General features: G+C 67.7%; 30 protein-coding genes. 16 read left to right on the forward strand and 14 right to left on the reverse strand.

Translation table 11 applies throughout. From position 1 onward, the window contains the following. Positions 1-25: 25 nt before the first annotated feature. Together C0099_RS08090 and serB are read left to right on the forward strand one after the other, a co-directional pair. The gene (locus tag C0099_RS08090; protein ID WP_102246959.1) at positions 26-1,105 is read left to right on the forward strand and encodes a 3-deoxy-7-phosphoheptulonate synthase; all 1,080 of its coding nucleotides are present in this window, start codon (positions 26-28) and stop codon (positions 1,103-1,105) included. Continuing rightward, positions 1,102-1,929 (forward strand): phosphoserine phosphatase SerB, encoded by an 828-nt coding sequence (gene serB / locus C0099_RS08095; protein ID WP_102246960.1) that lies wholly within the window; start codon positions 1,102-1,104, stop codon positions 1,927-1,929. The genes C0099_RS08090 and serB overlap by 4 nt, the downstream gene beginning before the upstream one ends. A gap of 36 nt (positions 1,930-1,965) precedes the next feature. On the opposite strand, the gene yaaA is transcribed toward serB, so the two are convergent. Beyond that, positions 1,966-2,751: a peroxide stress protein YaaA gene (yaaA, locus tag C0099_RS08100; protein WP_102246961.1), complete on the reverse strand. Its 786-nt coding sequence runs from the start codon at positions 2,749-2,751 to the stop codon at positions 1,966-1,968. 172 nt (positions 2,752-2,923) lie between these two features. Between yaaA and bioA the strand changes: the two genes are divergently transcribed. The 5 genes from bioA to bioD are packed head-to-tail and all read left to right on the forward strand — an operon-like array spanning position 2,924 to position 7,619. Then, positions 2,924-4,237, forward strand: a complete 1,314-nt coding sequence (gene bioA / locus C0099_RS08105; protein WP_102246962.1) for an adenosylmethionine--8-amino-7-oxononanoate transaminase — start codon at positions 2,924-2,926, stop codon at positions 4,235-4,237. After that, positions 4,234-5,394, forward strand: coding sequence for an 8-amino-7-oxononanoate synthase (gene bioF, locus C0099_RS08110; RefSeq protein ID WP_102246963.1), 1,161 nt, complete (start codon positions 4,234-4,236; stop codon positions 5,392-5,394). The genes bioA and bioF overlap by 4 nt, the downstream gene beginning before the upstream one ends. Continuing rightward, a complete protein-coding gene (locus tag C0099_RS08115; protein ID WP_102246964.1) occupies positions 5,394-6,149 on the forward strand; it encodes an alpha/beta fold hydrolase in 756 nt (251 codons plus the stop codon). The genes bioF and C0099_RS08115 overlap by 1 nt, the downstream gene beginning before the upstream one ends. Further along, on the forward strand, positions 6,142-6,933 hold the full coding sequence (gene bioC / locus C0099_RS08120; RefSeq protein ID WP_102246965.1) for a malonyl-ACP O-methyltransferase BioC: 792 nt from the start codon (positions 6,142-6,144) through the stop codon (positions 6,931-6,933). The genes C0099_RS08115 and bioC overlap by 8 nt, the downstream gene beginning before the upstream one ends. Before the next feature lie 17 nt (positions 6,934-6,950). Then, entirely contained in the window at positions 6,951-7,619 is a 669-nt protein-coding gene (bioD, locus tag C0099_RS08125; protein ID WP_102246966.1) for a dethiobiotin synthase, read from the forward strand. On the opposite strand, the gene C0099_RS08130 is transcribed toward bioD, so the two are convergent. The 6 genes from C0099_RS08130 to C0099_RS08155 form a co-directional block, all read right to left on the reverse strand. Beyond that, positions 7,616-8,932, reverse strand: coding sequence for an SLC13 family permease (locus C0099_RS08130; RefSeq protein ID WP_265734818.1), 1,317 nt, complete (start codon positions 8,930-8,932; stop codon positions 7,616-7,618). The two genes, bioD and C0099_RS08130, sit on opposite strands and share 4 nt — an antisense overlap. 13 nt (positions 8,933-8,945) lie before the next feature. Next, positions 8,946-9,344: an MAPEG family protein gene (locus C0099_RS08135; RefSeq protein ID WP_102246968.1), complete on the reverse strand. Its 399-nt coding sequence runs from the start codon at positions 9,342-9,344 to the stop codon at positions 8,946-8,948. 89 nt (positions 9,345-9,433) lie between these two features. Further along, complete coding sequence (locus tag C0099_RS08140) at positions 9,434-10,399, reverse strand: zinc-binding metallopeptidase family protein (protein WP_102246969.1); 966 nt, start codon at positions 10,397-10,399, stop codon at positions 9,434-9,436. A 114-nt stretch (positions 10,400-10,513) separates the two neighbouring features. After that, complete coding sequence (locus tag C0099_RS08145) at positions 10,514-11,380, reverse strand: sensor domain-containing diguanylate cyclase (protein ID WP_102246970.1); 867 nt, start codon at positions 11,378-11,380, stop codon at positions 10,514-10,516. 93 nt (positions 11,381-11,473) lie between these two features. Beyond that, positions 11,474-11,854, reverse strand: a complete 381-nt coding sequence (locus C0099_RS08150) for a type II toxin-antitoxin system VapC family toxin (protein ID WP_102246971.1) — start codon at positions 11,852-11,854, stop codon at positions 11,474-11,476. Next, positions 11,851-12,057 carry an AbrB/MazE/SpoVT family DNA-binding domain-containing protein gene (locus tag C0099_RS08155; protein WP_102246972.1) on the reverse strand — a complete coding sequence of 69 codons (207 nt, stop codon included), beginning with the start codon at positions 12,055-12,057 and terminating at the stop codon, positions 11,851-11,853. Before C0099_RS08155 ends, C0099_RS08150 begins: the two co-directional genes overlap by 4 nt. A gap of 137 nt (positions 12,058-12,194) precedes the next feature. Here C0099_RS08155 and C0099_RS08160 point away from each other — a divergent pair, with 137 nt between their 5' ends. After that, positions 12,195-12,704, forward strand: coding sequence for a cupin domain-containing protein (locus C0099_RS08160; protein WP_164084889.1), 510 nt, complete (start codon positions 12,195-12,197; stop codon positions 12,702-12,704). A gap of 114 nt (positions 12,705-12,818) precedes the next feature. Here C0099_RS08160 and C0099_RS08165 read toward each other — a convergent pair whose 3' ends face one another. The 3 genes from C0099_RS08165 to C0099_RS08175 all read right to left on the reverse strand — a co-directional run bounded on the left by C0099_RS08165 (position 12,819) and on the right by C0099_RS08175 (position 13,827). Beyond that, on the reverse strand, positions 12,819-13,166 hold the full coding sequence (locus tag C0099_RS08165; protein WP_102246974.1) for a hypothetical protein: 348 nt from the start codon (positions 13,164-13,166) through the stop codon (positions 12,819-12,821). A gap of 61 nt (positions 13,167-13,227) precedes the next feature. Then, positions 13,228-13,527 carry an addiction module antidote protein gene (locus C0099_RS08170; RefSeq protein ID WP_102246975.1) on the reverse strand — a complete coding sequence of 100 codons (300 nt, stop codon included), beginning with the start codon at positions 13,525-13,527 and terminating at the stop codon, positions 13,228-13,230. A gap of 3 nt (positions 13,528-13,530) precedes the next feature. Beyond that, positions 13,531-13,827, reverse strand: coding sequence for a type II toxin-antitoxin system RelE/ParE family toxin (locus C0099_RS08175; protein ID WP_102246976.1), 297 nt, complete (start codon positions 13,825-13,827; stop codon positions 13,531-13,533). Between the two features lie 304 nt (positions 13,828-14,131). Here C0099_RS08175 and C0099_RS08180 point away from each other — a divergent pair, with 304 nt between their 5' ends. Further along, the gene (locus C0099_RS08180) at positions 14,132-15,874 is read left to right on the forward strand and encodes an ABC transporter transmembrane domain-containing protein (protein ID WP_102246977.1); all 1,743 of its coding nucleotides are present in this window, start codon (positions 14,132-14,134) and stop codon (positions 15,872-15,874) included. Between the two features lie 13 nt (positions 15,875-15,887). Here the strand turns inward: C0099_RS08180 and C0099_RS08185 are convergent, their stop codons facing one another. Genes C0099_RS08185 through C0099_RS08195 form a run of 3 tightly spaced genes read right to left on the reverse strand, consistent with a single transcriptional unit; the run spans position 15,888 to position 19,517 of the window. After that, positions 15,888-16,949, reverse strand: a complete 1,062-nt coding sequence (locus C0099_RS08185; protein WP_102246978.1) for an HlyD family secretion protein — start codon at positions 16,947-16,949, stop codon at positions 15,888-15,890. 2 nt (positions 16,950-16,951) lie between these two features. Then, the gene (locus C0099_RS08190; protein ID WP_102246979.1) at positions 16,952-18,211 is read right to left on the reverse strand and encodes a glycosyltransferase family 2 protein; all 1,260 of its coding nucleotides are present in this window, start codon (positions 18,209-18,211) and stop codon (positions 16,952-16,954) included. Then, the gene (locus C0099_RS08195; protein WP_102246980.1) at positions 18,204-19,517 is read right to left on the reverse strand and encodes a TackOD1 domain-containing metal-binding protein; all 1,314 of its coding nucleotides are present in this window, start codon (positions 19,515-19,517) and stop codon (positions 18,204-18,206) included. Before C0099_RS08195 ends, C0099_RS08190 begins: the two co-directional genes overlap by 8 nt. Before the next feature lie 231 nt (positions 19,518-19,748). On the opposite strand from C0099_RS08195, the gene C0099_RS08200 reads away from it, so the two are divergent. The 7 genes from C0099_RS08200 (at position 19,749) to C0099_RS08230 (ending at position 25,812) form a co-directional block, all read left to right on the forward strand. Next, positions 19,749-21,056 (forward strand): Glu/Leu/Phe/Val family dehydrogenase, encoded by a 1,308-nt coding sequence (locus tag C0099_RS08200; RefSeq protein ID WP_102246981.1) that lies wholly within the window; start codon positions 19,749-19,751, stop codon positions 21,054-21,056. Between the two features lie 183 nt (positions 21,057-21,239). Continuing rightward, the gene (gene ettA / locus C0099_RS08205; RefSeq protein ID WP_102246982.1) at positions 21,240-22,904 is read left to right on the forward strand and encodes an energy-dependent translational throttle protein EttA; all 1,665 of its coding nucleotides are present in this window, start codon (positions 21,240-21,242) and stop codon (positions 22,902-22,904) included. A 7-nt stretch (positions 22,905-22,911) separates the two neighbouring features. Continuing rightward, positions 22,912-23,160, forward strand: coding sequence for a DUF2442 domain-containing protein (locus C0099_RS08210; RefSeq protein WP_102246983.1), 249 nt, complete (start codon positions 22,912-22,914; stop codon positions 23,158-23,160). A 21-nt stretch (positions 23,161-23,181) separates the two neighbouring features. Beyond that, entirely contained in the window at positions 23,182-24,363 is a 1,182-nt protein-coding gene (gene purT, locus C0099_RS08215; protein WP_102246984.1) for a formate-dependent phosphoribosylglycinamide formyltransferase, read from the forward strand. A 46-nt stretch (positions 24,364-24,409) separates the two neighbouring features. Next, on the forward strand, positions 24,410-24,691 hold the full coding sequence (locus tag C0099_RS08220) for a peptidylprolyl isomerase (protein ID WP_102246985.1): 282 nt from the start codon (positions 24,410-24,412) through the stop codon (positions 24,689-24,691). A 59-nt stretch (positions 24,692-24,750) separates the two neighbouring features. Beyond that, the gene (arsC, locus tag C0099_RS08225; RefSeq protein ID WP_102246986.1) at positions 24,751-25,095 is read left to right on the forward strand and encodes an arsenate reductase (glutaredoxin); all 345 of its coding nucleotides are present in this window, start codon (positions 24,751-24,753) and stop codon (positions 25,093-25,095) included. Positions 25,096-25,140: 45 nt separating this feature from the next. Then, positions 25,141-25,812 (forward strand): GDSL-type esterase/lipase family protein, encoded by a 672-nt coding sequence (locus tag C0099_RS08230; RefSeq protein WP_102246987.1) that lies wholly within the window; start codon positions 25,141-25,143, stop codon positions 25,810-25,812. Positions 25,813-25,925: 113 nt separating this feature from the next. Here the strand turns inward: C0099_RS08230 and C0099_RS08235 are convergent, their stop codons facing one another. Continuing rightward, entirely contained in the window at positions 25,926-26,759 is an 834-nt protein-coding gene (locus C0099_RS08235; RefSeq protein ID WP_102246988.1) for a formate/nitrite transporter family protein, read from the reverse strand. Positions 26,760-26,843: the final 84 nt, after the last annotated feature.

A 26,843-nucleotide genomic window follows, 5' to 3' on the forward strand; every position in this document is an offset into this window, starting at 1 on the left:
GCCCCATCTGAATTCGGAAGCAAGCATGTCCGCAGCCAAGACCGAAAACCTCAACATCGCCGCCTTCGACCCGATGCCCTCGCCCGACGAGATCATCGCGCGCGTGCCGCTCACCGAGCGCGCCGCCGAGACCGTGCTGGCCGGGCGACGCGCGCTGTGCGACATCCTCGACCGCAAGGACCCGCGCCTGTTCGTGGTCATCGGCCCGTGCTCGATCCACGACCCCGAGGCCGGGCTGGACTACGCGCGTCGACTGAAGAAGGTCGCGGACGAAGTCGCCGACACCATGCTGATCGTGATGCGCGTGTACTTCGAGAAGCCGCGCACCTCGGTGGGCTGGAAGGGCTACATCAACGACCCCTACATGGACGACTCCTTCCGCATCGACGAGGGCATGGAGCGCGCACGCCGCTTCCTTCTCGCCGTCAACGAGATCGGCCTGCCCGCCGCGACCGAAGCGCTCGACCCCATCGCTCCGCAGTATTACGGCGACCTGATCTCGTGGACCGCGATCGGCGCGCGCACCTCGGAATCGCAGACCCACCGCGAGATGTCCTCCGGCCTGTCCACGCCGGTGGGCTTCAAGAACGCCACCGACGGCGACCTGAGCGTGGCCACCAACGCCATCCTGTCGGCCTCGCATCCGCACAGTTTCCTCGGCATCAACGGCCGCGGCGTGACCAGCATCGTGCGCACGCGCGGCAACCGTTACGGCCACGTCGTGCTGCGCGGCGGTGGCGGCCGGCCGAACTACGACTCGGTTTCCATCAAGCTCGCCGAGCAGGCGCTGGACAAGGCAAAGCTCGCGCAGAACATCGTCGTCGACTGCTCGCACGCCAACTCGTGGAAGAAGCCCGAGCTGCAACCGCTGGTGATGAAGGACGTCGTGCACCAGATTCGCGAGGGCAACCGCTCCATCGTCGGCACCATGATCGAGAGCTTCATCGAGGCCGGCAACCAGTCCATCCCCGATGACCTCACCCAGCTCAGGTACGGCTGTTCGGTCACCGACGGCTGTGTGGACTGGCCCGGTACCGAGACCATGCTGCGTGACACGCATCGTGTTCTGGGCGAATCCGGCGCCCTGCACGCGCGCATGCGATGAGTCTCATCGTGCAGGGCGCGCAACTCGCGCCCGACGCACTCGATGAATTGCGCACGGCCGCGCGCGCAAGCGCCGTGCGAACCCTCTCGGCCGACGCCTGGCGTCTCGAAGGCGGTCTGCCCACACCCGAGGCGCTGGCCCTGTGTCAGCGCGAGCGTGTCGATTGCACGGTCGCCCCCGGCCGTCGGCTGAGCGACGTTGGCCTGTTCGTCACCGACATGGACTCGACGCTGATCGACATCGAGTGCATCGACGAGGTCGCCGACCTGCACGGCGTGCGCGACGAGGTCGCCGCCATTACCGAAGCGGCGATGCGCGGCGAGATCGACTACTCCGAGTCGCTGCGCCGTCGCGTCGCCCTGCTCGCCGGCCTGCGCGAAGCCGCGCTGGCCGAGGTCTACGAGCAACGCCTGTCGCTCAATCCCGGCGCCGAACGACTGCTCGACACGCTCAAGGCCGCCGGCATCCACACCGTACTCGTCTCGGGCGGCTTCAGCTACTTCACCGATCGCCTCAAGGCGCGCCTGGGTTTCGACGCCGCGCATGCCAACCACGTCGAGATCCGCGACGGCCATCTGACCGGCCGTATCCTCGGCCCCATCGTCGACGCCGCCGCCAAGGCCTCGGTGCTGCGCGAAGCGCGCGAACGACTCGGCCTGTCGCGCGCACAGACCATTACCGTCGGCGACGGCGCCAACGACTTGTCCATGCTGCGCGAGGCCGGCCTGGCCATCGCGTATCGCGCCAAGCCCGTGCTGCGCGCCGCCGCCCATTGCACCCTCGACCACGCCGGGCTGGACGGAATCCTCAAGCTGTTCGACTGAGATCTCCGACGGGCCGCGAATCGGTCTCGCAGGACATCACGCCTGACGGCGGCGGAACACCAGACGGTCGTCGCTCGACTGCTCGGGCGCGAACGCGTAGCCATCCGCATCGAAGCCCTTCAGACCCTCGACGTCGGTGATTCGATGGACGATCGCATGGCGCGCCATCAGGCCGCGTGCGCGCTTGGCGTAGAAGCTGATGATCTTGTACTGGCCGTTCTTCCAGTCCTGGAACACCGGCGCGACGATGCGCGCCTTGAGTTTGGCCGGCTTGACCGACTTGAAATATTCGTCCGAGGCCAGATTCACCAGCACCGGGGCCTCGCCGGCCTGTTCGCGCTCGGCGATCACGTTGTTGAGTGCCTCGGTAATGCGCTCGCCCCACCATGCGTACAAGGTCTTGCCGGCCGGCGTCTCGAGCTTGGTGCCCATCTCCAGCCGGTAGGCCTGCATCAGGTCGAGCGGGCGCAGCACCCCGTACAGACCCGACAGGATGCGCAGGTGGCGCTGCGCCCACTCCAGATCCTCGCGCGAGAGCGACGGTGCATCGAGGCCTTCGTAGACATCGCCGTTGAAGGCCAGCACGGCCTGCTTGGCGTTGTCCGGCGAGAACGGGCGCGACCACTCCTGGTAGCGCGCGACGTTGAGTGCGGCGAGCTTGTCGGACAGCCCCATCAGCTTCGCCACCTCGGCCGGCGAGAGCCTGCGCAGCACGTCGATGAGTTCGGCCGAAGCGTCCAGATGATCCGGCTGCGTGTAATCGGCAACGGCGGGAGGGGTCTCGTAGTCGAGAGCCTTGGCGGGCGAGAGGACGAAGATCATGGGCGCGGTCGAGTCGATTGTGTGGGCACCGAATATTAGCAAAGCGGCGCGGGTGCCGCGTCCTGCAAGACCGCGGGCATGCACCGGGGTGCAGCGCCCGTGCCCCGCGGTTTGACACCCCCAGCGGCTTGCCGGAACATCCTGAGATTTCGCCGCAGCCCACCGGACCGCCATGCCCGCCCCGTTCCTGCTCGACCGTTCGCTCGCCAGCGTGTGGCATCCGTGCACCCAGATGAAGGAGCACGAGCAGTTTCCGCTCGTGCCCATCGTGCGCGGCGAGGGGCCGTGGCTGATCGACGCCGACGGCCGGCGTCTGCTCGACGGCATCAGTTCGTGGTGGGTGAATCTGTTCGGCCACTGCAACCCGCGCATCAACGCGGCATTGCGCGAACAGCTCGACACTCTGGAACACGCGATGCTCGCCGGCTTCACGCACGAGCCGGTGGTCGAACTGTCCGAGCGCCTGGCCGCGCTCACCGGCCACCGCCTGGGTCACGCCTTCTACGCTTCGGACGGCGCATCGGCCACCGAGATCGCGCTGAAGATGGCCGCGCATTACTGGCGCAACCTGGGGCGCGCCGACAAGACCGGCTTCGTCAGCCTCGCCGGCAGCTATCACGGCGAGACGGTGGGCGCACTGGCCGTGACCGACGTGGCGATCTTCCGCGACGCCTACGCACCGCTGGTGCGCGCCGGCCACACCGTGCCGTGCCCGGATGCACGCAGCGCGAGCGAGGGCGAATCGGCCACGGATGTCGCACGTCGCGCGGCCGCGGCGCTGGAGGCGCACCTGGAACAGCACCACGCCACCACCGCCGCGCTCATCGTCGAGCCGCTGGTGCAGGGTGCGAGCGGCATGGTGATGTACGACCCCGAATACCTGCGCCTGGCGCGCGCGCTGTGTGATCGCTATGAAGTGCTGCTCGTGGCCGACGAGATCGCCGTGGGCTGCGGACGTACCGGCACCTTCTTCGCCTGCGAGCAGGCCGGCATCTGGCCCGATCTGCTGTGCCTGTCCAAGGGCATCTCTGGCGGTTATCTGCCGCTGTCGCTGGTGCTGTCCACCGACACCCTGTACCAGGCCTTCTACGCCGACACGGCCAGTCGCGCCTTCCTGCACTCGCACTCGTACACCGGCAATCCGCTGGCCTGCCGTGCGGCGCTTGCCACGCTGGACATCTTCGCCGAAGACGACGTGCTCAAGACCAACCGCGCCCGCTCGGCCCTGCTCGGCCGCCTGCTCGACGAGCGCTTCGGCGCGCATGCGCGGGCGCGTCACCTGCGTCGGCGCGGCATGATCGCGGCCTTCGACGTGCCCTACACACAGCCGGATTTCCCGCGCCGCTTCTTCGCCGCCGGCATGGAGCATGGCGTGCTGCTGCGCCCCATCGGCAACACCGTGTATTTCATGCCGCCCTATGTGGTCGACGCCGACCAGCTCACGCAACTGGCCGATGGCGCACTGGCCGCACTGGAGAAGGCATGAGCCTGCTCGATGACCTGCGCGGGCAATTGAGCGCACTCGATGCGCAGCACCTGCGGCGCGTGCGCCGCGCCAACCAGATTCCGTGCGACGCGAAGATGCGCGTCGACGGCCGCGAACTGCTGTCCTTCTGCAGCAACGACTACCTCGGACTGGCGGCCGACCCGACGGTGGCCAAGGCGCTGATCGAGAGCGTCGTGCGATATGGCGTCGGCGCCGGCGCCTCGCATCTGGTCAGCGGCCACTACGATGTGCACGAGCGCCTCGAAGCGCGCCTGGCGGCATTCACCGGCTGCGAACGTGCGCTGTACTTCACCACCGGCTACATGGCCAACGTCGGCGTGATCCCGGCACTGATCGGGCGCGGTGACGCGATCTTCGCGGACCGGCTGATCCACGCCTCGCTGGTCGACGGCGCGCTGCTCTCGCGCGCCAACCTGGTGCGCTACGCCCACAACGACGTCGCCGCCCTAGCCAGGGCGCTGGAAGAATCGTCCGCAAGCAACAAGCTGATCGTCACGGACGCGGTGTTCAGCATGGATGGCGACATCGCTCCGCTGGCCGAACTGCTGGCGCTGGCCGAACAGCACGACGCCTGGCTGCTGGTCGACGACGCCCACGGCTTCGGCGTGCTCGGCCCGCAGGGCCGTGGCACGCTCGCCGAGGCCGGCCTGGATTCGTGGCGCATCGTGCTCATCGGCACCCTGGGGAAGGCCGCCGGGGTGTCCGGCGCCTTCGCAGCGGGTCACGCCGACGTGATCGAATGGCTGCTGCAGAAGGCACGCACCGGCATCTTCACGACGGCATCGCCACCGATCCTGGCCGAGGCGCTGCTGGCCAGCATCGACCTGATCGAGCGCGGCGACTTCCGGCGCGAACGCCTGCACACCATGGTCGACAACTTCCGCGGCTCGCTCAAACTCCGGCGCTGGCAGTTGCTGCCCTCGCGCACGGCCATCCAGCCGGTGCTCATCGGTGACAACGCCGAAGCCCTGCGCGTGTCGGACGCGCTGCGCGACGCCGGCGTACTGGTACCGGCCATCCGTCCGCCAACCGTGCCACCCGGCACGGCGCGGCTGCGCGTGTCGTTGTCCGCACGTCACGAGGTCGAGGACGTGTTGCGCCTTGCCGACCTGCTCAACGCGCTCGAGGAGTTCTGATGGCCGACACCCCGCTGGTCCTGCTGCACGGCTGGGGCATGACGCCGCGCATCTGGAACGGCCTGCGCATCTGCCTGTCGCCGCGCATCGCCGCTACGCCCGCCCTGCCCGGCCACGGTTCGCCCGCCTCGCCCGGCCCGGAACTGGCCGCGTGGGCCGACGTGCTGCTCGCGGAGTTGCCCGATGCCTGCGTGCTCGGCGGCTGGTCGCTGGGCGCGATGATCGCGCTCGACATCGCGCGCCGTCACCCGCAACGGGTGCGCAGCCTGGTGTTGTTCGGCGCCACGCCGCGTTTCGTCTCGCTTCCCGAAACCCTGAATGAGCCCGCCTGGGCGCACGGGCTGGATCCGGCTACCGTCAACGGCTTCATCGCCGGCTTCGCCGCGGACGCCGAGGCCACGCTGCGCCGTTTCCTCGCGCTGCAGGCCATGGGCGAGAGCCGTCGGCGCGGCGTCGTGCATTCGCTGGGACGTGCCGTCGTCGCGCCGGACGAAACCGATGCCGCCACACTGGCCGACGGACTCGCCATCCTCGCCAACACCGACCTGCGCGAAGCGATCGCCGGCATCGAGGTGCCCACCACGCTGATCCACAGCCGTGACGACGCGCTGATGCCGCTGGGTGCGGCCGAATGGCTGGCCCGCACCCTGCCCGACGCACGCCTGACGGTGCTCGACGACTGCGGCCACGCGCCCTTCGTGTCCCGTCCCGAAGAGTGCGCACGCGCGATGGCCGGTGCCTTCTCCGATGACTGAGCGCGAATCCCACCGCCGCGCGGTGCGTGATGCCTTCGACCGCGCCGCCCCCGGCTATGACGCTGCCGCCGGCGTGCAGCGCGAGGTGTGTACGCGACTGCTCACGTTGGCCGACGCCCATCCGCCGGCCTCGCCCGCGCTGCGCGTGCTCGACGCCGGCTGCGGCACCGGCTTCGCGCTGACGCTGCTGGGACGACGCCATCCGGCCGCTTTGCGCATTGCGCTGGATTTCGCCCCGTCCATGCTCGCGCGCGTCCCGGTCGCCGAACCGTCGGCGCTGCGCGTGTGCGCCGATCTGGAGGAGCTGCCGTTTCCGGCCGGCGCCATCGACGTACTGTGGTCCAGCCTGTCGCTGCAGTGGTGTGACGCGGACCGTGCGCTGCGCGAGTTCGCGCGCGTGCTCACCCCCGGGGGCAAGGCCTGGATCGCCACACTCGCGCCGCGTACGCTGTACGAACTGCGCGAGGCCTTCGTCGCGGTCGACGACGACGAGCACGTGCTGCGCTTCCTGCAGCCCCAGGATTGGCTGGATGCGGCGCGCGAAGCGGGTTTTCGCGTGGACTACCATTCGCGCGAAACCATCCCGGTGCTCGCACCGGACCTGCGTGGCATCGTGCGCCACCTCAAGGGCATCGGCGCGAACCGTATCGACACCCGAGCGCGCCGTGCGCTCACGCGCGCGCAGTGGCGTACGCTGGAGACTGCCTACGAAGGCCACCGGCGCCCTGACGGCATGCTGCCCGCGACCTACGACGTGCTGCTGTTCGCGCTGGCCAGACCTTGACGAAAGCGACCATCGCCATGAACACGACTGCCCGCGCCTGGTTCATCACCGGGACCGACACCGAAATCGGCAAGACCCATGTCGCCTGCGCGCTGCTGCACGCCGCCCGCCGCGCCGGGCTCACCGCCTTCGCGATGAAGCCGGTCGCCGCCGGCGCCGACGAGATCGACGGCCAGCGCCTCAATGAAGACACCGCCCGCCTGATCGCGGCCGGCAGCGAGCCGCTGGAGCCGGCCGAGGTCACGCCCTACTGCCTGCGGTCGGCGATCGCGCCGCACATCGTCGCCCACGACGAAGGCGTGACTTTCGATTTCGCGCGCATCGCGCACAGGCTCGATGCGCTGCGCGCGCGCGCCGACGTGGTGCTGGTCGAAGGCGCCGGCGGCCTGCTCGTGCCGCTCGACGAGGCACGCGACTTCGCCGATCTGGCGCGACACCTGGATCTTCCGGTGATCCTCGTCGTGGGCATGCGCCTGGGCTGCATCAATCACGCTCTGCTCACCTGCGAGGCCATCGCCACGCGCGGCCTGCATTTCGCCGGCTGGGTCGCCAACCGCGTCGAGCCGTACATGGCGCGCTTCGACGAGAACCTCGCCACGCTCGAAGCGCGCATCCGTGCCCCGCTGCTCGGCGTGGTGCCGCACGGCGACCCGGCCGAACCTGTCGCGCTGCGCCTTCCCGATTAGGCGAGCAGCGCGGCCAGCACCAGCAGCGCCGGCATCACCGCCACGCTGACCCAGATGCCACCGACGATCATGCGTCGCTGCGGCACGTGGCCGCTGCCGAACACGATGGCGTTGGGCGGCGTCGCCACCGGCAGCAGAAAGGCGCAGGACGTGGCCACGGCCACCACCACTGCGATGGCCGCGCCGTCGATCTGCGGCGCCAGGCCGATGAACAGCGGAATCAGCAGCGCCGCGCTGGCCGTGTTGCTGGTGACTTCGGTGAGGATCAGCGCGAAGAGCATCATCAACGCCAGTACCACGAACACCGGCATGGTCTCGACTGCGCCGCCAAGTTGCGCCGCGAGCCACGCCGCCGCCCCGCTGTCGGCAATCACGCGGCTGAGCGTCAGCCCACCGCCGAACAGCAGCAACACGCCCCAGTCCGCGCCCTTCTCGATGTTCTTCCACGTCGCGAGCCGCAGCGCATGCAGCAGCACCAGCGCCAGCAGCGCGACGAAGCCTTCGTAGCCGCGCGTCACGCCAATCGCGCCCGAAATCGGCCCGCCCAGCACCCACAGCGTCACGGCCAGGCCGAACACGCCGAGCATCGTCCAGTGCTTGCGCGTCCACACCAGATCGGCTTTCGGCGGCTGCACCGCCACGTCGAAACGCGGGCGCAGGCAGGCGCGCAGCGCGAACTCCATGGCGGGCAGCATCACGATCACGAGCGGCACGCCCCAGCTCATCCACTGCGCGAACGAGATGCCGACGTTCGACGCGGCGATGGCGTTGGGCGGGCTGCCCACCAGCGTGCCGATGCCGCCGATATTGGCTGCAAATGCCACGCCCAGCAGTACGTAGATCCACGTCGAGCGGTATTCCCGGCCCTGCAGCGGCGCGAGGAGACCGAGCGCCAGCGGCAGCATCATCGCGGCGGTCGCGGTGTTGCTGATCCACATCGACAGCACCGCGGTGGCCCAGAACAGGTAGCGCGCCGCGCGGTCCAGCCGGTTGCCCGCCTTCGCCACCACCCATGCGGCCATCCAGCGATCCAGCCCCTGCTGTTGCAGGCCGGCGGCGATCGCGAATCCGCCCAGGAACAGGAAGATTACCGGATCGGCAAACTGCAGCAGCGCCTGATCGAAAGCCAGCACCCCGCTGACCGTCGCCAGCAGCGGCACCAGCAGCGCCGTGACGCTCACATGCAGCGCCTCGCTGACCCACAGCCAGGCGATCGTCGCCATGATCGCCAGCCCCGCTCCCGCCGGCCCCAGAGCGGACTCCAGCCACGGCCCCGCGATCAGATAGATGCCTGCCGCAATCGCCAGATGCACCAGCCGCGCCACCTCAGCCCCCGAGCAGCGCGCGCATCACGCCGAAACCTGCGATCAGCCCCAGCGCGCCAAAAGCCAGCGCCGCCAACAGAAAGGGTGTGCCGCGCGAGTCCGGGTCGCGCCGGTAGGCCACCGCGTACCACACCCGCGCGCCGATCCACACCGAGCCGCAAACCGCTGCGATTCCATCGCCGACAAAGGCCGCCGCGATCCACAGACACGGCAGCACCATCAGCGTCCATTCGATGGTGTTCGTCTGCACGCGGCAGGCGCGCTCGAACTCCGGGTGTCCGGTCATCGCCGGCGCGCGGATGTCGTGCCGCTTGCGCGCCACGCCCACCGCGGCGGCGACGCCGAACAGCAGCAGGACGATGAACAGCGTGGTCAGTGCCGTGAGCGGGAGATTGGCCATGAAAAGGTCGTTGCGAGCGGTAATGCCCGACTATATCGCGTCGCGACGCTCGCACGCGCCGCAGTGCTGCCCTGCCCCGCAAGCGGCAGTCAAAGCCCCTGCGCCCCGCGTCGCAGCCAGTCATGCACGAAGGCGAGCTTGTGGCGGGCGAAGTCCGACAGCACGAAGGGGTAGAGATCCGGCAGGCCCATCGAGCGATTGACGTGATTGACGCCCACCGTAAGCTCCGAGGCGACGCGGATCAGCCGGCCCGCATCCGGCTCGGCGTAGGCATCCCAGCCGCGCTGGTCGATCTGCGGCGAGGACATCCCGGCGGCCACGAAGCTGTCGGCGATGTCGGTCAGGTGCAGCAGGTGCGCGGCGGTCTCGGCCCAGTCCTCGTGCGGATGCGCCGAGGCGTAGCTGGTCAGGTAGTACTGCCGCCATTCGGCCGGCGGGCCGTTGTCGTAGTGGTACTGCAGCGCCGCGCCATAGTCGATGCGCTCGTCGCCGAACAGGGTGCGGAAGGCGTCGAGGAAGTCCTCGCGCAGGCTCAGCCGCCACCACAGCATGTGGGCGATCTCGTGGCGCATGTGCCCGATCATCGTCCGGTAGGGCTCGAACAGCGCCTCGCGGCGCATCGTCACGAGTACCGGATCGGCCTCCGCCACACTGATCGTGACCACGCCTTGCGAGTGGCCCATTGGCACGGGGTAAGACCCCTCGGCGAGCATGTGGAACACCGGTCGCGCGCCCGGATCCTCGGGCCGGAACCAGTGCCAGCGCCCCAGGTTGTCCAGCATCCAGCGCTTGGCCGCCTCGGCCTTGGCCCAGTTGGGCATGGCATCGGGGATGTCGGGATCGGGTGCCAGCGCCGTCATCGCGCAGGACCGGCAGAACGCGCCGGACTGCGGCGCGATCCAGTTGCAGCCGATGCGCTCGCGGTTGGCGCAGAACGGCGGCATCGGCACAAAGGCCCGCGCCTGCGGGTCATAGGCGACGGGCGTGCCGTCGGCCGTGGCGAGGTTGTCGAACCACAGCGAACCGGCTCCCACCGGATTGGCGAATACACGCATCGAGCGGTGCTCCCGAAATTGCACACAAGCACATGGTGCGCGCCCAACCGGCACCTTCGCAAACCGCGGGGTTCGTCGTCGAGGCGCAGCGCCGGCGGCGCGTGTGAACAGGCCCTAGTCGCCCGCCGCCGAAAAGCGCCGCTTCAACCGGTACATTTCGGTATCCGCATGGCTCATCAGCGTATCGGCGTCCTCGCCGTCCTCGGGATAGCAGGCCACGCCGATGCTGCAGGACGGCATCCGGATGGCGCCGAATTCCTCGCCCAGCGGCTCGGCCATCACTGCGAGGATCCGTTCCACCTTCTCGGACACGGCGTCGGCCGACTCGATGTCCGTCAGCAGAATCGTGAATTCATCGCCGCCCATCCGCGCCACCGTGTCGGTCTCGCGTACGCAGCCCTCCAGTCTTCGCGCGATCGCACACAGCACGCGATCGCCCGCCGCATGCCCATGGATGTCATTGATCTCCTTGAAATCATTGACATCCAGAAACAGCAGGGCCACACCGCTTCGGCGGCGGCGCGCCGATCGCAAGGCCGAGTCCAGCCGATCATTCAACAGCGAGCGGTTGGTCAGTCCGGTCAGCGGATCGTGATGCGCGAGAAAGCGCAACTCCGTCTCGGCCTGCGTGAGCGCGGTCACGTCGCGCGCCACCCCGATGCGCACCCCCTCCTCCTCGGACCAGCGCGCTGACCACAGGATGTATACGACGCTGCCATCCTTGCGGACGTAGCGATTGCGAAAATCGAGATGGGGCTTGCCGCTCATGACCCGGACAATCGAGGCCCGCGTGGCGGCCAGGTCGTCCGGATGCATGTAGCGGGTGATCAAGGTACCGACCAGCTCGTCCGCACGGTAGCCGAGCAACGCCTCGCAGGCGTCGCTCACGAACACGATCCGGTCGTCCCGATCGACAAGAAAGATCGTGTCCAGCATCAGGTTGACGATTTTGGGATAGATCGCTTCGAAGTCGACGGGCATGATGCGGGAACTATCCGTGCAACCGTGGCGCCGGCAGCGCGTGTTCGCGCCCGCGATGCAGAGGAACGGCGTCGAGCAGGTTTCGGTGTGGGGTCATGTGGCGCTCTTCGAAAAGTATCGGACGTTCGGCAGACCGTCGAAATCGGCATCCTGCGTCCACAGCACGGCATCGTACTTGTTTGCCGTGGCGAAGATGATGCTGTCGGCCAGCGGCAACCGGTGATCGACGCCGAACTTCGCGGCGTCCATCGCCATATCCGCATCGAGCGCCATGACCTTCCCCTGTTTCATGTGCGCCGTCACGACCAGGGCGGCCTCTTCGCCGCGCTGGCGCAGCACGTTCCTGAACACCTCCGTCACGACGATGCTCGGCACCAGCAACTGCGCAATGTCTTCGATCGGCGCCGCGAACACCGCCGCGTTGCCATCGCCCGCGAAGTAAGACAGCCAGGCCGACGAATCGACGACGTTCATGTCCGGTCGTCTTCCCGGGCAACCGTGGTGTCGATCCCGGCGAGGTACCCCCTCATCTCCTCCATCGCCTTGAGCGGAACGAGTTCGATGCGCCCCCGATAGGCCACGACCTGCACCTTCTGCCCGGAAACGATGCCGAGGCTGTCCCGGATCTCCTTCGGAATGACGATCTGGAATTTCGGCGAAACGGTGACCGCAGTCATGGCAAGGCCTGTCGATGTGGATGCGGTATTACGATATCCCGATCGATCTGATTTCTCAATACCCGAATTCGGACGCCTCACTGCAGCATGTGCAACAATCGCGCCAAAATCCGCCACGCCCGACAGGAGCCGCGCCCATGAAGCCGTCCCGCAAGTCCGCCTTCGTTGGCGTGCTGCTCGTCCTCGCCGCCCTGCTCGCGACCGGCCCGGCGATCTCACACCCCGTCCATGAGCCGCTCGCCGCCAATCACGCCGCCCCACCCCTGGCCGACGCGAGCGCGCCAAACACGCAGACCATCGACGGCCTCACCGGCCCCACGCAGACCCGCGGCGTGGTCTCCGTCGAGGAACTCGGCATCATCCACCTGAGCGCGGAATTCCCTGCCATGCAGGGCCGACAGATGCGCGCGCGCGTCTTCACCATCGCCCCCGGCGGCGTCATCGCCATCCACGCCCACGAGCAGCGCCCCGGCTACGCGATGATCCTCGACGGCAGCATCGTCGAGCACCGCAACGACGCGCCCGGCCCCATCGTGCGCAACGCGGGCGACATCGCCATCGAGAAAGGCGGCGTGGCGCACTGGTGGGAGAACGTCTCGGGTGACGCGGTCAGGGCGCTGGTGGTCGATATCGTCGGGGCGGACTGAGCACCACCGAAAGGAACATCATGTAGCGCGCAATGAGCGAAGCGCATTGCGCCGAATGTGATGGAATCCACCGCCCTCCCCGGCGTGGATACATTCGCGGCTCGAGCACCCATCTCAACGCGCCGCGTCGTAAGCCTCGATACCGTCGATCCGGATCCGCCGCCCACGATCACGACTGAAGCTGAAGCGTCCGACGATCGTCACCTCCCGATCCAGATGCGGTGCGATCACATTCATCGGCTCCAGCCCGACCCGATTGATCTGCGGGTCTTCCAGCCAGTAGTGACGCGGGTCGTCGAAACCGCGCACGATACCGCGGGTGCGTACCGTACGGTCGTCGTAGGCTTGAGGCCTGGCGGCCAGCTCGGCCAGGCTGACGTCTTCCGCCGTAGTGCGGTCCGTGCCGCAGGCGGCAAGTGCGAGCGTTGTCACGATCGCGACGAGTAGGTTGCGGGCAGGCATGCCGGCGATTCTCACGACTGTCCCAGCGCTCGCGGCCACCGATGGTCCTGCTCGCTTCCGGTCAGGAACGTATCGGCTCCAACCGCAACCGCAACCCCAGCGCTCTGGCGACTTTCATGATGGTCGCGAACGTCGGGTTTCCGTCGCCCGAAAGCGCCTTGTAAAGCCCTTCTCGCGAGAGCCCCGTCTGGCGCGCCAGTTCGCTCATGTTGCGTGCGCGGGCGATGTCCCCCAGCGCAGCCGCGATCAGCGCCGGATCGCCGTCATCCAGACACGCTTCCAGGTACAGGCGCATGTCTTCTTCGGTGCGCAGATAATCCGCGGCGTCCCAGCGGCTGAAGGTCTCGGCGGTCTCGTTCATGGTTCAGTCCTTCCATTGCGCGGCAATGGCCTTGGCGTCGGCGATGTCCCGCCCTTGCGTGCGCTTGTCACCACCGCAAAGAAGAACCACCACCAGCGGACCTCGCCGCAGAAAATATACCCGGTAGCCGGGACCATGATCGATGCGCATCTCCGAAACGCCCTCGCCCACCGGCTTCACATCGCCCGGATTCCCCAGACTCAAGCGTCGGATACGCGCAACGATGCGCATACGCGCGTGACGGTCACGCAATTGCGCGAACCATTCTTCGAAGGCCGTACTCTTGATGACCTCGACCATGTGCCAACTCTAGTTATCAGCTCTGGAGCTGTCAACTGCGGTTATCACTCGAACCAGCAGTCAGGAGCCAGGCCTTTCGTTTGTAGATCCCCGTCCGCCCCTGCGCGCTTGGCAGGTCGTACGACCTTGGCGACGACGACTCGCCGACAGGACCGCAAGCTGCACGAGGCCACGCGCAAGATCATGAGGGAACTCATTCGCTGCGACGACCCCGCGACGGACACCGGCAAACCCGAACCGCTGAAGCACAACATCTCCGCCCCACCCCGGTCGTACAATCCCCGCTGCACCAACCGGATTCCCCATGCCCCGCCCCGCCGCTTCCATCTCCGATTTCCTCGCCATGCTTCGCCCCTACCGCAGCCGCGTCGCGGCCGCCGGCGTCGCATTGATCATTGCCGCGGGAGCGCTGCTGGCTGTGGGTCAGGGTTTGCGGGCGGTGATCGATCAGGGGTTTTCGGCGGGAGATCCGGCGTGGCTGGACCGGACGCTGGCGATCATGTTCGGGGTGATCGCGCTGCTGGCGGCGGCGACCTATGCGCGCTTCTACAACGTGTCGTGGCTGGGCGAGCGCATCACGGCGGATCTGCGGGGTCGGGTGTTCGACCATCTGCTGACGTTGCCGCCGTCGTGGTTCGAGGCCAATCGCACGGGCGAGGTGATTTCGCGCATCACGGCGGATACGGCGCAGATCGAGAGCGTGGTGGGGTCGACGCTGTCGATTGCGCTGCGCAACGTGCTGCTGCTGTTCGGCGGGCTGGCGATGATGTTCGCGACCAGTCTCAAGCTCACGCTGCTGACGATGATCGGCGTGCCGCTGGTGATCGCGCCCATCCTGATCTACGGGCGGCGTGTGCGGCGACTGGCGCGCGAGTCGCAGGATCGCATCGCGGACCTGGGCAACCGCATCGACGAGACCATTCACGAAATCCGCGTGGTGCAGGCCTATGGCCACGAGGATGCGGACCGGGCGGACTTCGGCGCGCGCGTGGCGCGCAGCTTCGACACGGCGCGCTCGCGCATCCGCACGCGGGCGGCGCTGGTGGCGGCGGTGATCCTGCTGGTGTTCGGCGCCATCGCCTTCATTCTGTGGATCGGCGGGCACGACGTGCTGGATGGCGCCATCACGGCCGGGCAGCTTTCCGCCTTCGTGTTCTATGCGGCGATTGTCGCCGGTAGCGTGGCGGCGCTGTCCGAGGTGTGGGGCGAGCTGCAGCGCGCGGGCGGCGCGACCGAGCGGCTGATGGAGATTCTCGCCGCTCAGCCGGCCATCGCCCCGCCGGCCGACCCGCAGCCGCTGCCCGAGCCGGCGCGCGGCGAGATCGTATTCGACGACGTGCGCTTCCACTACCCCACCCGGCCGGATACGGCGGCGCTGGGCGGCTTTTCGCTGAACGTGGCGCCGGGCGAGACGGTGGCGCTGGTGGGGCCATCCGGCGCGGGCAAGACCACGGTGTTCCAGTTGCTGCTGCGCTTCTACGACCCGTCCGCAGGCGCGGTGCGGCTCGATGGGGTGGAGTTGTCGCGCGCCGACCCGCGCGCGGTGCGCGGCCACATCGCGCTGGTGCCGCAGGAGCCGGTGATCTTCGCCGCCAGCGTCATCGACAACGTGCGCTACGCGCGGCCCGAGGCGAGCCTGGACGAAGTGCGCGCGGCCTGCGCGGCGGCCTGGGCGGACGACTTCGTGCGCGCGCTGCCGCAAGGGTATGAGACGGATCTGGGCGAGCGCGGCGTGAAGCTCTCCGGCGGACAGCGCCAGCGCATCGCCATTGCCCGCGCGATTCTGGCCGACCGGCCGGTGCTGCTGCTGGACGAGGCCACATCCGCGCTGGATGCCGAGAGCGAGCGCATGGTGCAGGCGGCGCTGGAGCGACTGATGGAGAACCGCACGACGCTGGTCATCGCCCATCGACTGGCCACCGTGCAGCGCGCCGACCGCATCGTGGTGATGGAGGCCGGGCGCATCATCGAGACGGGCACGCATGCGAGCCTCGTCGATGAGGACGGGCTGTATGCGCATCTGGCGCGGCTGCAGTTCGCCGCCTGAGACGGGCATCCGCTCAGCGACCCGTTTCGTCTGGCGCACGCAGCGCCTGGAGCAGCGCGACGACGCGTGAGACCACGTTCCAGGTGCCGGTGACCTTGACCGTCGTGAACAGCGGCATTTCGGCCGGCAGGCCGTCATCGACGCGCACGCGGAACTGCTGCATGCGCTGCGTGCTGTCGAAGCTGATCTGGAATTCCGACGGAATCGCCGGCGCGATGCCGAGGATCTCGACGATCTCGCCGCGCACCTGCGTCAGGCCCACGCGCACGAAGACCTCGTCGCCGACCTCGGCGCGGAACAGCCGGCCCGGCTCCATGAAACCGACGACGTAGGCCGGGCCGCTGAGAATGCGCATCAGCGGCGTGCCGCGCGGCACGATCTGCCCCGGGTGGATGTCCAGCTCCGACACCGTGCCGCCGATGGACGCGCGGATCAGGCCTTCGGCATAGTGGCTGCGCAACTGGGCCAGCGAGGCGCCCGCCACCGCGTAGTTCTGCTCGCCGCGCGCGATCTCCTCGGCGAGCGTGCCGCGCTCGGCCTGTAGCTGAGACAGTTCGCGCTCGGCCTCGTAGTACTTCTCCTCCAGGTCCTCGAGCCGCTTGCGGGTCGAATAGCCCTGCTGCAGCAGTTTCTTCGAATCCACCAGCGAGTCGCGCAGCGTGGCCACGCGCACGCGGGCCGTGGGAATCAGCGTGTCGAGCACGTTCAGACGGCTGCGCCGGGTGGCCAGATCGCCGGACAGCCGGTTGACGTCGATGACCAGGTCGGCGACATCGGCGAGCACGTCGATGCTGCGCAGCTGCGCCACGGCCATGTCTGCATGCACCGTCTGGCCGTCCTCGACCAGCACGTCCACCACCATGCCGTTGTAGTCGGGCGCGAGTACCACGTTGTCCTTGGTCACGCTGCCCGGCGCCTGCAGATAGAGCCGGTTGGCGGCCAGCACGTGCAGCAGGTAGAAGCACACGGCCAGCACCACCGAGAAATAGAACACCTTGCCGATGCGCCCCGATCGGCGCAGCCGCGCCTCGCTGACGAGGGTGTCGAGACGGCGTTTGGACTTGAGCGCGCGCATGCTCAGAACTGCTCCTGGGCACGATGTACCTTGCCCGGGTAGAAGCTGTCGCGGTAGGAGGCGCGGAACAGCAGTTCGCTCAGATAGGCGTGCAGGCGGTTGGCGCGCATGAACAGCGCGTCGTACACATTGGCCGCCGGCAGGTAGGCGAACAGGCCCCAGCGTCCGGGGCGCGGATGCAGCAGCACGCCCTGCAGCAGGTTGAGGGCTTCGAACACGAACATCATCAGGTGCAGCGTGGCGAGCACGACGATGGCCCACCAGCCGAAGGTGAGGACGGCGTAGATCACGTAGGCCACGTAGGCGAAGGTCTGGACGAGGTTGAACCAGATCTGGTTGAGCGCGGCGAGCATCTCGAGCAGCGAGAAGCGGCGCTGGAAGGGGTTGAAGACCTGACGGAACTTGCGCCAACGGTTGCGGATCAGGCTGCGGTTCCAGCGCAGGCGCTGGCGCCACAGCGCGCCCATGGTTTCGGGCACGTCGGTGAGTGCGCGCGCGTGCGGCGTGAAGCGGATGCGCCAGCCGGCCAGGCGCAGCTTGGTGGTGAGGTTGGAATCGTCGCCCGGGCCCACATCCCAGCCGCCCACGGCCTCGATGGCGCTGCGGCGAAACGCCCCGAAGGCGCCCGAGACGATCACCAGAATGCCCATCATCGACTGGAACTGGCGACCGATGGTGATGTTGGACAGATACTCGATGGACTGCAGCGCGGGCCAGATGCCGTGGTGGTCGTTGCGCACGCCCAGTTCGCCCGACACCGCGCCGATGGCGGGCGCGCGCAGCAGTTCGCCGACGATGACCTGCACCGCGTCACGGTCGAACGAGGTGTCGATGTCGGCCACCACGAGGTATTCGCTGCTGCAGTAGCGCAGGCCCAGGTTCAGCGCCGCGGCCTTGCCGCTGCGCACGTCGGTGCCCAGATAGCGCGCGATCTCGCCACGGCGCTCGGCGGCCTTGCCGTATGCGTACATCTCGCGCCCCGCGCCGTCCTGCACGACGACGATCTCGAGCCGGCGATGCGTCTGCTCGAGCAGCGAACCGAGCGTGTTGCGCAGGCCCGCGACATCGTTCATGCCCACCAGCAGCACGCTCACGCGCAGTTCCGGCGGCGCCAGCCGGGGCCGGTGGAACAACGCGTTGATCGCCACCGCGAACGACGACAGAACGAAGCGCGGAAATTCGAACAGGAAGTAGAACCAGTAGATGACGAACACGTTGGCGGGCGTGAGCTGGCGCCAGTAGGCTTCGAGCACGTCAAGCATCGGCATTCATCCGGGCGAGGAAGGCCGCGATCTGCTCAGCGTCGAGCAGGCGCGCCTCGATGTACTCGCCGATGCCCAGCACTTGCGACATCTGGCCGCGGATGCGCGCCTCGATGGCGGCGAAGCTCGCCGGGTCGGTCTCCGGCAGGCACAGCAGGATCTCGTCGTCGATCATCGACACCGAATCGGTCTTGCGCAGCAGCTGCGCGAGCAGATCGACGACGAGGTCGTAGTACTTGTGCAGGGCCTGCGGGCCGAGCTTGTCGTACAGCGCCTGGTCGTCGGCAATGCGCAGCGCCATCACGACGAAGTGCCGCGCGTAGCGTTCGCCCAGCTTCACGCAGTAGTCGGTCACCACGGCGAAGCTCTCGGGCGAACGCCAGGTGTCGAACGCCATCAGCCGATCCTGCAGGCGCTCGGCCGGCATGCGGCCGGTCACGCAGGCCACGCGGCCGGCCTCGGTCAGCGTGTAGGCGTGCCAATCGACGTGATCGGCGGTGTCGGCCCCGGTACGCCCGCCACAGTCGCCGCACAGCAGTTCCACCGCCGGTTCGGTGGCGACCTCGCCGCAGGCATCGCACTGCACGATGACGCCCGGCGCGTCGTAATCGACGCCGAAATGACGCAGTTCGCGGTCACACTTCGGGCACACCAGCGTCGTGCCCTGCAGGAAGTCGGCCTTGGGGCGCTGCGTACCGCAGCGGTAGTGGTGGATCACCTGCTTGTCCGAAACATGGGCCGAGCGGCACTGCGCGCAAACCTCGCGGGCATGCACGCGCGCCGAGCCGCAGTCGCGGCATACATGCGTGCGCTCATGAAAGCGCCGCGTGAGCAACCGTGCCGCGGCCAGGCGCTCCAGCGTCTGGCGCGGCTGCGGCAGAAAGGCCAGTTGGGGGTAGTCGAAGAAGTCGCTCGCATCGGCATTCACGCAGGGCGACAGTTCGGTGTCGCGCGTGTGCAGATAGCCCAGCGCCAGCAGGGCGTCGCGCTCGCGCGCATCGCGTGCGCTCGCCAGAGCGCGCACCCGGCCTGCGACGACGCGCGCGGCTTCGAGCGCCAGCGCGAGTTCCTCGCGATCCGACGTGTCGCAATAGCGGTCGGCCCCGCGGATGCCGACCCCGCTGCGGGCGATGACGTAGGCCAGCGGATTGAACGTCCCCTGCCGGCGCAGCGCCCGCGCCTGGGCCGCATCGTCGGGCAGCACCACGGCATCGACCCGAACACCTGCTTCGGTCTGCTCGATGCGTGCCCAGTCCGCCGGCAGCGGCGGACTGGTGGGCGGAACCAGGGCGGTATGGGCGGTCATGCGCACTCCTCGCTTGCGGCATCGGACATCGAAGCCGTATCGCACATGGCATGCAGCGGCCGATGCTACCCGAGCCCGATGTCAAAGCAATATGCAAATCGCACAGATCATGACATTTGCACGGTCTTCGCCGTGATAGTCGCGTTCGCGGCTTGCGTTGCGCGCGCGTAAGCTGCGGGAACCTTGCACAGCTGCAGTGTCGGACTGTGCGACGCCACCACGGAGGACACGATGAGCGGCAATCACGACCACGAACGCAGCCTGCTCGACGACGCGCTGTCGCGCCTGCAGGACATCTTCGACCGGCTGGACGTGGCCGACGACGTCCGCGCCCGCCTCGCACAGCCGGCACTGGCGCTGCAGGTGGGCATTCCGGTGCGCATGGACGACGGCCGGCTGGAGGTGTTCACCGGCTGGCGCGTGCACTACGACACCATGCGCGGGCCGGCCAAGGGCGGCGTACGCTTTCACCCGGCGGTCAATCGCGACGAAGTCACGACGCTGGCCTTCTGGATGGCGATCAAGTGCGCGGTGGTGGACCTGCCCTTCGGCGGCGGCAAGGGCGGCGTGGCGGTGGATCCGAAGAAGCTCTCGCGGCTGGAACTCGAACGCCTGTCGCGCGGCTACATGCGCGCGGTGGCAGACATCGTGGGGCCGGACCGCGACATTCCGGCGCCGGACGTGAACACCAACCCGACCGTGATGGGCTGGATGGCCGACGAGTACGACGCCATCGTGCGTTGCCAGCAACCGGCGGTGATCACCGGCAAGCCGCTGGCGCTGGGCGGCTCTCCGGGGCGCGTGGAATCGACCGGGCGCGGCGCGCTGCAGGTGCTCGACATGTGGGCCAGGCGCCACGACCGCAAGCCCGAGGACACCACGTTGGCGGTGCAGGGCTTCGGCAACGCCGGCTACCACTTCGCGCGGCTTGCGCACGAGCGGGGCTACCGCGTGGTCGCGGTGTCGGATTCCAAGGGTGCGATCTTTGATGCCGAGGGGCTGAGCCCGGAGCCGATCTGGCACCACAAGAACGAGTCGCGCGAACTCAAGGGCATGGTGTATTGCGAGGAATCCGTGCTGTGCGAGTGCGACCGCAGCACGGCCATGAGCCAGGACGAGTTGCTGGCGCTGGACGCGGACGTGCTGGTGCTGGCCGCGCTGGAAGACCAGATCCACGCCGACAACGCCGGCAACGTGCGGGCCGGCCTGGTGCTGGAGATCGCCAACGGGCCGGTCACCAGCGAGGCCGACGACGTGCTCGCCAGCCGCGGCATCCCCGTGCTCCCCGACGTGCTGGCCAACACCGGCGGCGTCATCGTCAGCCACCTCGAATGGGTGCAGAACCGCATCGGCGAGCAATGGGACGAAGACACCGTCAACGCCCGCATGGCCGAGCGCATCGCCCGCGAGGCCGAGCGCGTGATGGATCGCGCCGCAAAGGACGAAGTGAGCTACCGCACGGCCGCCTATCTGCAGGGCATCGGCCGCATCGCCGAGGCCATCGAACAGCGCGGCACGGCGAGCGATTTCGGCAGTTGAGGCGCGCCTTGATCGCGCAGATCGTAGGGCGGATTAGCGCAGCGTAATCCGCCGGATGTGTGGCCCATGCGACGCAATGCACTTCGGTTGTTGCGCCCTGCCTTTCGCCTGCGGCCCGGCGCGGCCCCGGGCGCGCGGTGGTAGACTGCGCCCCTTAGCATTTCGCAGGATCGAGCGTTTTCCATGGCCCAATACGTGATGTCGATGCTCCGCGTGAGCAAGGTTGTCCCGCCCAAGCGGACGATCATCAAGGATATTTCCCTCTCCTTCTTCCCGGGCGCCAAGATCGGCCTGCTCGGCCTCAACGGCTCGGGCAAGTCCACCGTGCTGCGCATCATGGCCGGTGTGGACAAGGAGTACGACGGCGAGGTGCAGCACCTGGCCGGCACGCGCATCGGCTACCTGCCGCAGGAACCGGAACTGGACCCGACCAAGACCGTGCGCGAGGAAGTCGAGGGCGGCATGGGCGAGGTCATGGAAGCCCAGAGCAAGCTGGAGGAGATCTACGCCGCCTACGCCGAGCCGGATGCCGACTTCGACAAGCTCGCCGAGGAACAGGCGCACTACGAGAACATCCTCGCCGCGGCCGGCTCCGACACCGAGAACCAGATGGAGATTGCCGCCGACGCGCTGCGTCTGCCGCCGTGGGATGCGGTGATCGGCAACCTCTCCGGTGGCGAGAAGCGCCGCGTGGCGCTGTGTAAACTCCTGCTCTCCAAACCCGACATGCTGCTGCTCGACGAGCCCACCAACCACCTCGACGCCGAGTCGGTGGAGTGGCTGGAGCAGTTCCTGACCCGCTTCCCCGGCACCGTCGTGGCGGTGACCCACGATCGCTACTTCCTCGACAACGCCGCCGAATGGATTCTCGAACTCGACCGCGGCCACGGCATCCCGTGGAAGGGCAACTATTCGTCGTGGCTGGAGCAGAAGGAAGCGCGCCTGGAGCAGGAGAACAAGCAGGTCGACGCCCACATGAAGGCGATGAAGCAGGAACTGGAGTGGGTGCGCTCCAACCCCAAGGCGCGTCAGGCCAAGAGCAAGGCGCGCCTGTCGCGTTACGACGAGATGTCCTCGGTCGAGTACCAGCGCCGCAACGAGACGCAGGAAATCTTCATCCCGCTGGGCGAGCGTCTGGGCGACAAGGTCATCGAGTTCAACAACGTCAGCAAGGCCTTCGGCGACAAGTGGCTGATGGACGACGTGTCGTTCAGCATTCCGCCGGGTGCCATCGTCGGCATCATCGGTCCGAACGGCGCGGGTAAATCCACGCTGATCAAGATGATCCGCGGACTGGAGACGCCCGATTCCGGCACCATCGACATCGGCCCGACGGTACACATCGCCTCGGTGGATCAGTCGCGCGAAGGCCTGCCCGACGACAAGACGGTGTTCGAGGCCATCGCCGACGGCGCCGACGTGCTCACCGTGGGCAAGTTCGAAATGCCCAGCCGCGCCTACATCGGCCGCTTCAACTTCAAGGGCGGCGACCAGCAGAAGATCGTCGGCAACCTCTCCGGCGGTGAGCGTGGCCGTCTGCATCTGGCCAAGACGCTGATCTCCGGCGGCAACGTGCTGCTGCTCGACGAGCCCTCCAACGACCTCGACGTGGAGACGCTGCGCGCGCTCGAAGACGCGCTGCTCGAATTCGCCGGCTGCGCGCTGATCGTGTCGCACGACCGCTGGTTCCTGGATCGCATCTGCACCCACATCCTCGCCGCCGAAGGCGAATCGCAATGGACCTTCTTCGAAGGCAACTTCCGCGAATACGAGGACGACAAGAAGAAGCGTCTGGGCGAGGAAGGCGCCAAACCCAGGCGCATACGGTACAAGCCGATCACGCGCTGAGCTCGACATGTACGCGCACCCGACTCACGTAACCTTCGACGACATCCGGATGTGGGTGTCGATTGCCGATGGCCGCGTGATCGGCGTGCCGCTCGCATGGTTTCCGCGCTTGCTGAATGCCTCTGCGGACCAACGCGCCAAATTCGAATTGAGTCCCGGCGGATTGCACTGGAATGAACTCGACGAAGACATCTCCGTGGCTGGGCTTCTCGCCGGCCGCGGCGACATGACGCACCCGCCGCGCGCCGTTGCCTGAACCGACTCACCGGAACACCGCATGACCCGAATCGGCACCCCGCTCTCCCCGACCGCCACGCGCGTGCTGCTGTGCGGCGCGGGCGAGCTTGGCAAGGAAGTCGCGATCGAACTGCAGCGCCTGGGCTGCGAGGTGATTGCCGTCGATCGCTACGAGAGCGCGCCGGCCATGCAGGTGGCGCATCGCAGCCACGTGATCTCGATGCTCGACGGCGCGGCACTGCGCGCGGTGGTCGAGCGCGAGCAGCCGCATTACATCGTTCCCGAGATCGAGGCCATCGCCACCGCGACGCTGGTGGAGCTGGAAGCCGAGGGCCATACCGTGGTGCCCACCGCGCGCGCCACGCAACTGACGATGGACCGCGAAGGCATCCGGCGGCTGGCAGCCGAAGAACTCGGCCTGCCGACTTCGCCCTACCGTTTTGCCGAAACCTTCGATGACTATGCCGCTGCGGTCGATGCCGTGGGCTTCCCGTGCGTGGTCAAGCCGGTGATGAGCTCATCCGGCAAGGGTCAGAGCGTGCTGCGCTCGAGCGATGACGTTCACCGCGCGTGGGAGCACGCGCAGGAAGGCGGTCGCGCGGGCAAGGGTCGCGTCATCGTCGAAGGCTTTGTCGATTTCGACTACGAGATCACGCTGCTGACCGTGCGCCACATCAATGGCACGAGCTTTTGCGCGCCGGTCGGCCACCGTCAGGAAGACGGCGACTATCGCGAATCCTGGCAGCCACAGGCGATGAGCGAGGCCGCGTTGCGTGAATCCGAGCGCATCGCGCTGGCCGTGACCGACGCACTGGGCGGGCGTGGCCTGTTCGGCGTCGAGCTGTTCGTCAAGGGCGACGCGGTGTGGTTCAGCGAAGTCTCGCCGCGCCCGCACGACACCGGGCTGGTCACGCTGATCTCGCAGGATCTGTCCGAGTTCGCGCTGCATGCACGCGCCATTCTCGGGCTGCCAATTCCGAAGATTCGCCTTCACGGCCCGTCCGCGTCCGCCGTGATCCTGGTCGACGGCGATTCGGAGCAGACCCGATTCGCCAATCTGGAGGCCGCGCTGGCCGATCCAGACACCGCGCTGCGCCTGTTCGGCAAGCCCGCAGTGCATGGGCGGCGACGCATGGGCGTGGCACTCGCGCTCGATGAGACGGTCGAAGCTGCAAAAGACAAAGCCCTGCGCGCTGCGCATGCAGTCGAAATCGAATTCTGATTCCACTCGCCGGCAAGGCCGGCATAACCACCCGGAGAGTTGTCCCATGACCCAAGCAAGCGCCCGCCACATCCTCGTCGACACCGAACAGGAATGCCTGGACCTCAAGCAAAGCATTGCCAATGGCGAAGACTTCGTCGCGCTGGCGATGAAGCACTCCAAGTGCCCCTCGGGCCGTCGCGGTGGCGAACTGGGCAGCTTCGGCCGCGGCCAGATGGTGCGCGAGTTCGACGAAGTCGTGTTCACCGCCCCGCTCAACGAAGTCCAGGGCCCGGTCAAGACGCAGTTCGGCTATCACCTGGTCGAAGTGACCGCCCGTAACGACTGATTCCAGGAACGCAGGCCGGACGCGCGCGATTGACGCTCGTCCGGCCGGCCAACTTACCCATGCGCATCTACCACAACCCCCGCTGTTCCAAGAGTCGCGGCACGCTCGCGCTGCTCGAGGAGGCCGGCGTCACGCCCGAGATCATCCACTATCTCGACACCCCGCCCACGCGCGCCGAACTCGTCGCGCTGCTCGCCAAACTCGGCATGCAGCCGTCCGAGCTGGTACGCCGTGGCGAAGACATCTGCAAGACCGAATATGCCGGTCGGACCATGAGCGAGGACGACTGGCTCGACGCCATGCTCGCACACCCGGTGCTGATCGAACGTCCCATCGTCGTCGCGGGTGAACGCGCAGTGATCGGACGACCGCCGGAGAAGGTGCTCGAACTGCTCGACGTGTAATTTCCGGTAACCCATCGGGCACCTCGCATGCGGCATGATCCGTCCATGTCCTGCTGCCTATGGTCGTTGCCCGTGCTGCTTCGCCGACTTCTGAACACCGCGCTGCTTCTGCTCGTTGCCATTTTCATCACCGGCTGCGAGCAATCGGCACCCGACCGCTTCGACCCCCTGCCCCCGGACGCCGTGGTGCTGGTCATCGGCGACAGTCTGGTGGACGGCACCGGTGCGCGTCAGGGCGAGGGCTGGCCCGAGCGATTGGCACAGGCGACCGGCTGGAAGGTGATCAACGCCGGCGCACCGGACGACACCTCGGCCGACGCGCGCCGCCGCCTGCCGGAGCTGCTCGACATGCACGCGCCGCAGGCAGTCATCATCGCCGTGGGCGGAAACGACTTCCTGCGCAACCTGCCGGCAGACGACACGCGCGCCAACCTCAATGCGATGGTGCGCCGCGCTCGCAGCGTCACGCAGCATGTCGCGCTCATGGCGATTCCCGAGAAATCGACCGGGGCAATCCTTCTGGGCAATCTGTCCGACCACGCCCTGTACGCCGAGTTGGCCGAAGAACACAAGCTCCCGCTGATCCGCGGCGTCGTCTCAGACGTGCTCTCCGATACCCGTCTGCGAGCCGACCGCATCCACGCCAACGCGCGCGGCTACGCGCGCATCGCGCAAGGTGTCGAAGACGCACTGCGCGCATACGGCTGGACGCCCTGAGTCGAAGTGGCGAATCCGGCACTGCGCCGGCTGCGATCGGTCAGCCCACGATCGAAACGCCCGTCGGCCGGGGCGCGATGTCCTTGGCAGACGGTGCGGCTCGTCAAGCCGTCCTAGCCGCCGACCGCCTTCTGCCCGCGGATGTAGATCACCCAGTACACCAGCCCCACCAGCACGCTGCCGCCGACGAGGTTGCCGAGGATCACCGGCACCAGGTTGCCGGCGAAGCCGAAGATGGTGATCGTGGACCAGGTGTCGGCGACGCCGCCCGAGGCCTGCAGCAGCATGGCCAGCGGGATGAAGTACATGTTGGCGATGCTGTGCTCGAAGCCGGCCGCGACGAAGGCCGAGATCGGGAAGACGATGGCCACCGCCTTGTCGACGACGCTACGCCCGGCAATCGCCATCCATACCGCCATGCATACCAGCACGTTGCACAGCATGCCGCGGAAGAAGGCCGTCCAGAACGGCAGTTCGACCTTGGCCGTGGCGATCGCCATCGTGGTCTCCGCCACGCGAGCGCCGTTCATCTGCGCATGCCCGGACAGGAACACCAGCAGCGCCAGCCCCGCTGCGCCGACCAGGTTGCCCAGGCACACGACGGTCCAGTTGCGCAGCACCTCGCGCGTGCTGATCTTGCCGTCGGCCCAGGCCATCGCCAGCAGGTTGTTGCCGGTAAACAGCTCGGCCCCGGCGACGACCACCAGCAACAGGCCGAGCGAGAACACCACGCCGCCGAGCACCTGCGCAGTGGCGAAACCCAGTGTCGGGTCCGAGCGCACCAGCGTGAAGTACAGCGCACCCAGGCCGACGAAGGCGCCGGCCAGCATCGCCAGCATCCACATCGTCAGCAAAGGCAGACGCGCCTTGCCCACGCCGATGGCCTCGACCTTGGCCGCGATCTCGCGCGGCGAGAAGGCGTCCGATCCGAACATTTCCGAAGACATGCCAACGGCTCCCGACGAAGTGCGAACGCGCATGGTAGCCCGTCGACGCGAACCCGTCATGGCGTCGTCACACTGTTGAAACAT

This window comes from Pseudazoarcus pumilus (genome assembly GCF_002872475.1).
Classification (GTDB): domain Bacteria; phylum Pseudomonadota; class Gammaproteobacteria; order Burkholderiales; family Rhodocyclaceae; genus Pseudazoarcus; species Pseudazoarcus pumilus.

What these genes read in the sequence shown, in the direction of transcription:
- C0099_RS08090 (WP_102246959.1), top strand. Translation starts at nt 26, where the DNA reads ATGTCCGCAGCCAAGACCGAAAACCTCAACATCGCCGCCTTCGACCCG.
- serB (WP_102246960.1), top strand. Translation starts at nt 1,102, where the DNA reads ATGAGTCTCATCGTGCAGGGCGCGCAACTCGCGCCCGACGCACTCGAT.
- yaaA (WP_102246961.1), bottom strand. Translation starts at nt 2,751, where the DNA reads ATGATCTTCGTCCTCTCGCCCGCCAAGGCTCTCGACTACGAGACCCCT.
- bioA (WP_102246962.1), top strand. Translation starts at nt 2,924, where the DNA reads ATGCCCGCCCCGTTCCTGCTCGACCGTTCGCTCGCCAGCGTGTGGCAT.
- bioF (WP_102246963.1), top strand. Translation starts at nt 4,234, where the DNA reads ATGAGCCTGCTCGATGACCTGCGCGGGCAATTGAGCGCACTCGATGCG.
- C0099_RS08115 (WP_102246964.1), top strand. Translation starts at nt 5,394, where the DNA reads ATGGCCGACACCCCGCTGGTCCTGCTGCACGGCTGGGGCATGACGCCG.
- bioC (WP_102246965.1), top strand. Translation starts at nt 6,142, where the DNA reads ATGACTGAGCGCGAATCCCACCGCCGCGCGGTGCGTGATGCCTTCGAC.
- bioD (WP_102246966.1), top strand. Translation starts at nt 6,951, where the DNA reads ATGAACACGACTGCCCGCGCCTGGTTCATCACCGGGACCGACACCGAA.
- C0099_RS08135 (WP_102246968.1), bottom strand. Translation starts at nt 9,344, where the DNA reads ATGGCCAATCTCCCGCTCACGGCACTGACCACGCTGTTCATCGTCCTG.
- C0099_RS08140 (WP_102246969.1), bottom strand. Translation starts at nt 10,399, where the DNA reads ATGCGTGTATTCGCCAATCCGGTGGGAGCCGGTTCGCTGTGGTTCGAC.
- C0099_RS08145 (WP_102246970.1), bottom strand. Translation starts at nt 11,380, where the DNA reads ATGCCCGTCGACTTCGAAGCGATCTATCCCAAAATCGTCAACCTGATG.
- C0099_RS08150 (WP_102246971.1), bottom strand. Translation starts at nt 11,854, where the DNA reads ATGAACGTCGTCGATTCGTCGGCCTGGCTGTCTTACTTCGCGGGCGAT.
- C0099_RS08155 (WP_102246972.1), bottom strand. Translation starts at nt 12,057, where the DNA reads ATGACTGCGGTCACCGTTTCGCCGAAATTCCAGATCGTCATTCCGAAG.
- C0099_RS08160 (WP_164084889.1), top strand. Translation starts at nt 12,195, where the DNA reads ATGAAGCCGTCCCGCAAGTCCGCCTTCGTTGGCGTGCTGCTCGTCCTC.
- C0099_RS08165 (WP_102246974.1), bottom strand. Translation starts at nt 13,166, where the DNA reads ATGCCTGCCCGCAACCTACTCGTCGCGATCGTGACAACGCTCGCACTT.
- C0099_RS08170 (WP_102246975.1), bottom strand. Translation starts at nt 13,527, where the DNA reads ATGAACGAGACCGCCGAGACCTTCAGCCGCTGGGACGCCGCGGATTAT.
- C0099_RS08175 (WP_102246976.1), bottom strand. Translation starts at nt 13,827, where the DNA reads ATGGTCGAGGTCATCAAGAGTACGGCCTTCGAAGAATGGTTCGCGCAA.
- C0099_RS08180 (WP_102246977.1), top strand. Translation starts at nt 14,132, where the DNA reads ATGCCCCGCCCCGCCGCTTCCATCTCCGATTTCCTCGCCATGCTTCGC.
- C0099_RS08185 (WP_102246978.1), bottom strand. Translation starts at nt 16,949, where the DNA reads ATGCGCGCGCTCAAGTCCAAACGCCGTCTCGACACCCTCGTCAGCGAG.
- C0099_RS08190 (WP_102246979.1), bottom strand. Translation starts at nt 18,211, where the DNA reads ATGCTTGACGTGCTCGAAGCCTACTGGCGCCAGCTCACGCCCGCCAAC.
- C0099_RS08195 (WP_102246980.1), bottom strand. Translation starts at nt 19,517, where the DNA reads ATGACCGCCCATACCGCCCTGGTTCCGCCCACCAGTCCGCCGCTGCCG.
- C0099_RS08200 (WP_102246981.1), top strand. Translation starts at nt 19,749, where the DNA reads ATGAGCGGCAATCACGACCACGAACGCAGCCTGCTCGACGACGCGCTG.
- ettA (WP_102246982.1), top strand. Translation starts at nt 21,240, where the DNA reads ATGGCCCAATACGTGATGTCGATGCTCCGCGTGAGCAAGGTTGTCCCG.
- C0099_RS08210 (WP_102246983.1), top strand. Translation starts at nt 22,912, where the DNA reads ATGTACGCGCACCCGACTCACGTAACCTTCGACGACATCCGGATGTGG.
- purT (WP_102246984.1), top strand. Translation starts at nt 23,182, where the DNA reads ATGACCCGAATCGGCACCCCGCTCTCCCCGACCGCCACGCGCGTGCTG.
- C0099_RS08220 (WP_102246985.1), top strand. Translation starts at nt 24,410, where the DNA reads ATGACCCAAGCAAGCGCCCGCCACATCCTCGTCGACACCGAACAGGAA.
- arsC (WP_102246986.1), top strand. Translation starts at nt 24,751, where the DNA reads ATGCGCATCTACCACAACCCCCGCTGTTCCAAGAGTCGCGGCACGCTC.
- C0099_RS08230 (WP_102246987.1), top strand. Translation starts at nt 25,141, where the DNA reads ATGTCCTGCTGCCTATGGTCGTTGCCCGTGCTGCTTCGCCGACTTCTG.
- C0099_RS08235 (WP_102246988.1), bottom strand. Translation starts at nt 26,759, where the DNA reads ATGTCTTCGGAAATGTTCGGATCGGACGCCTTCTCGCCGCGCGAGATC.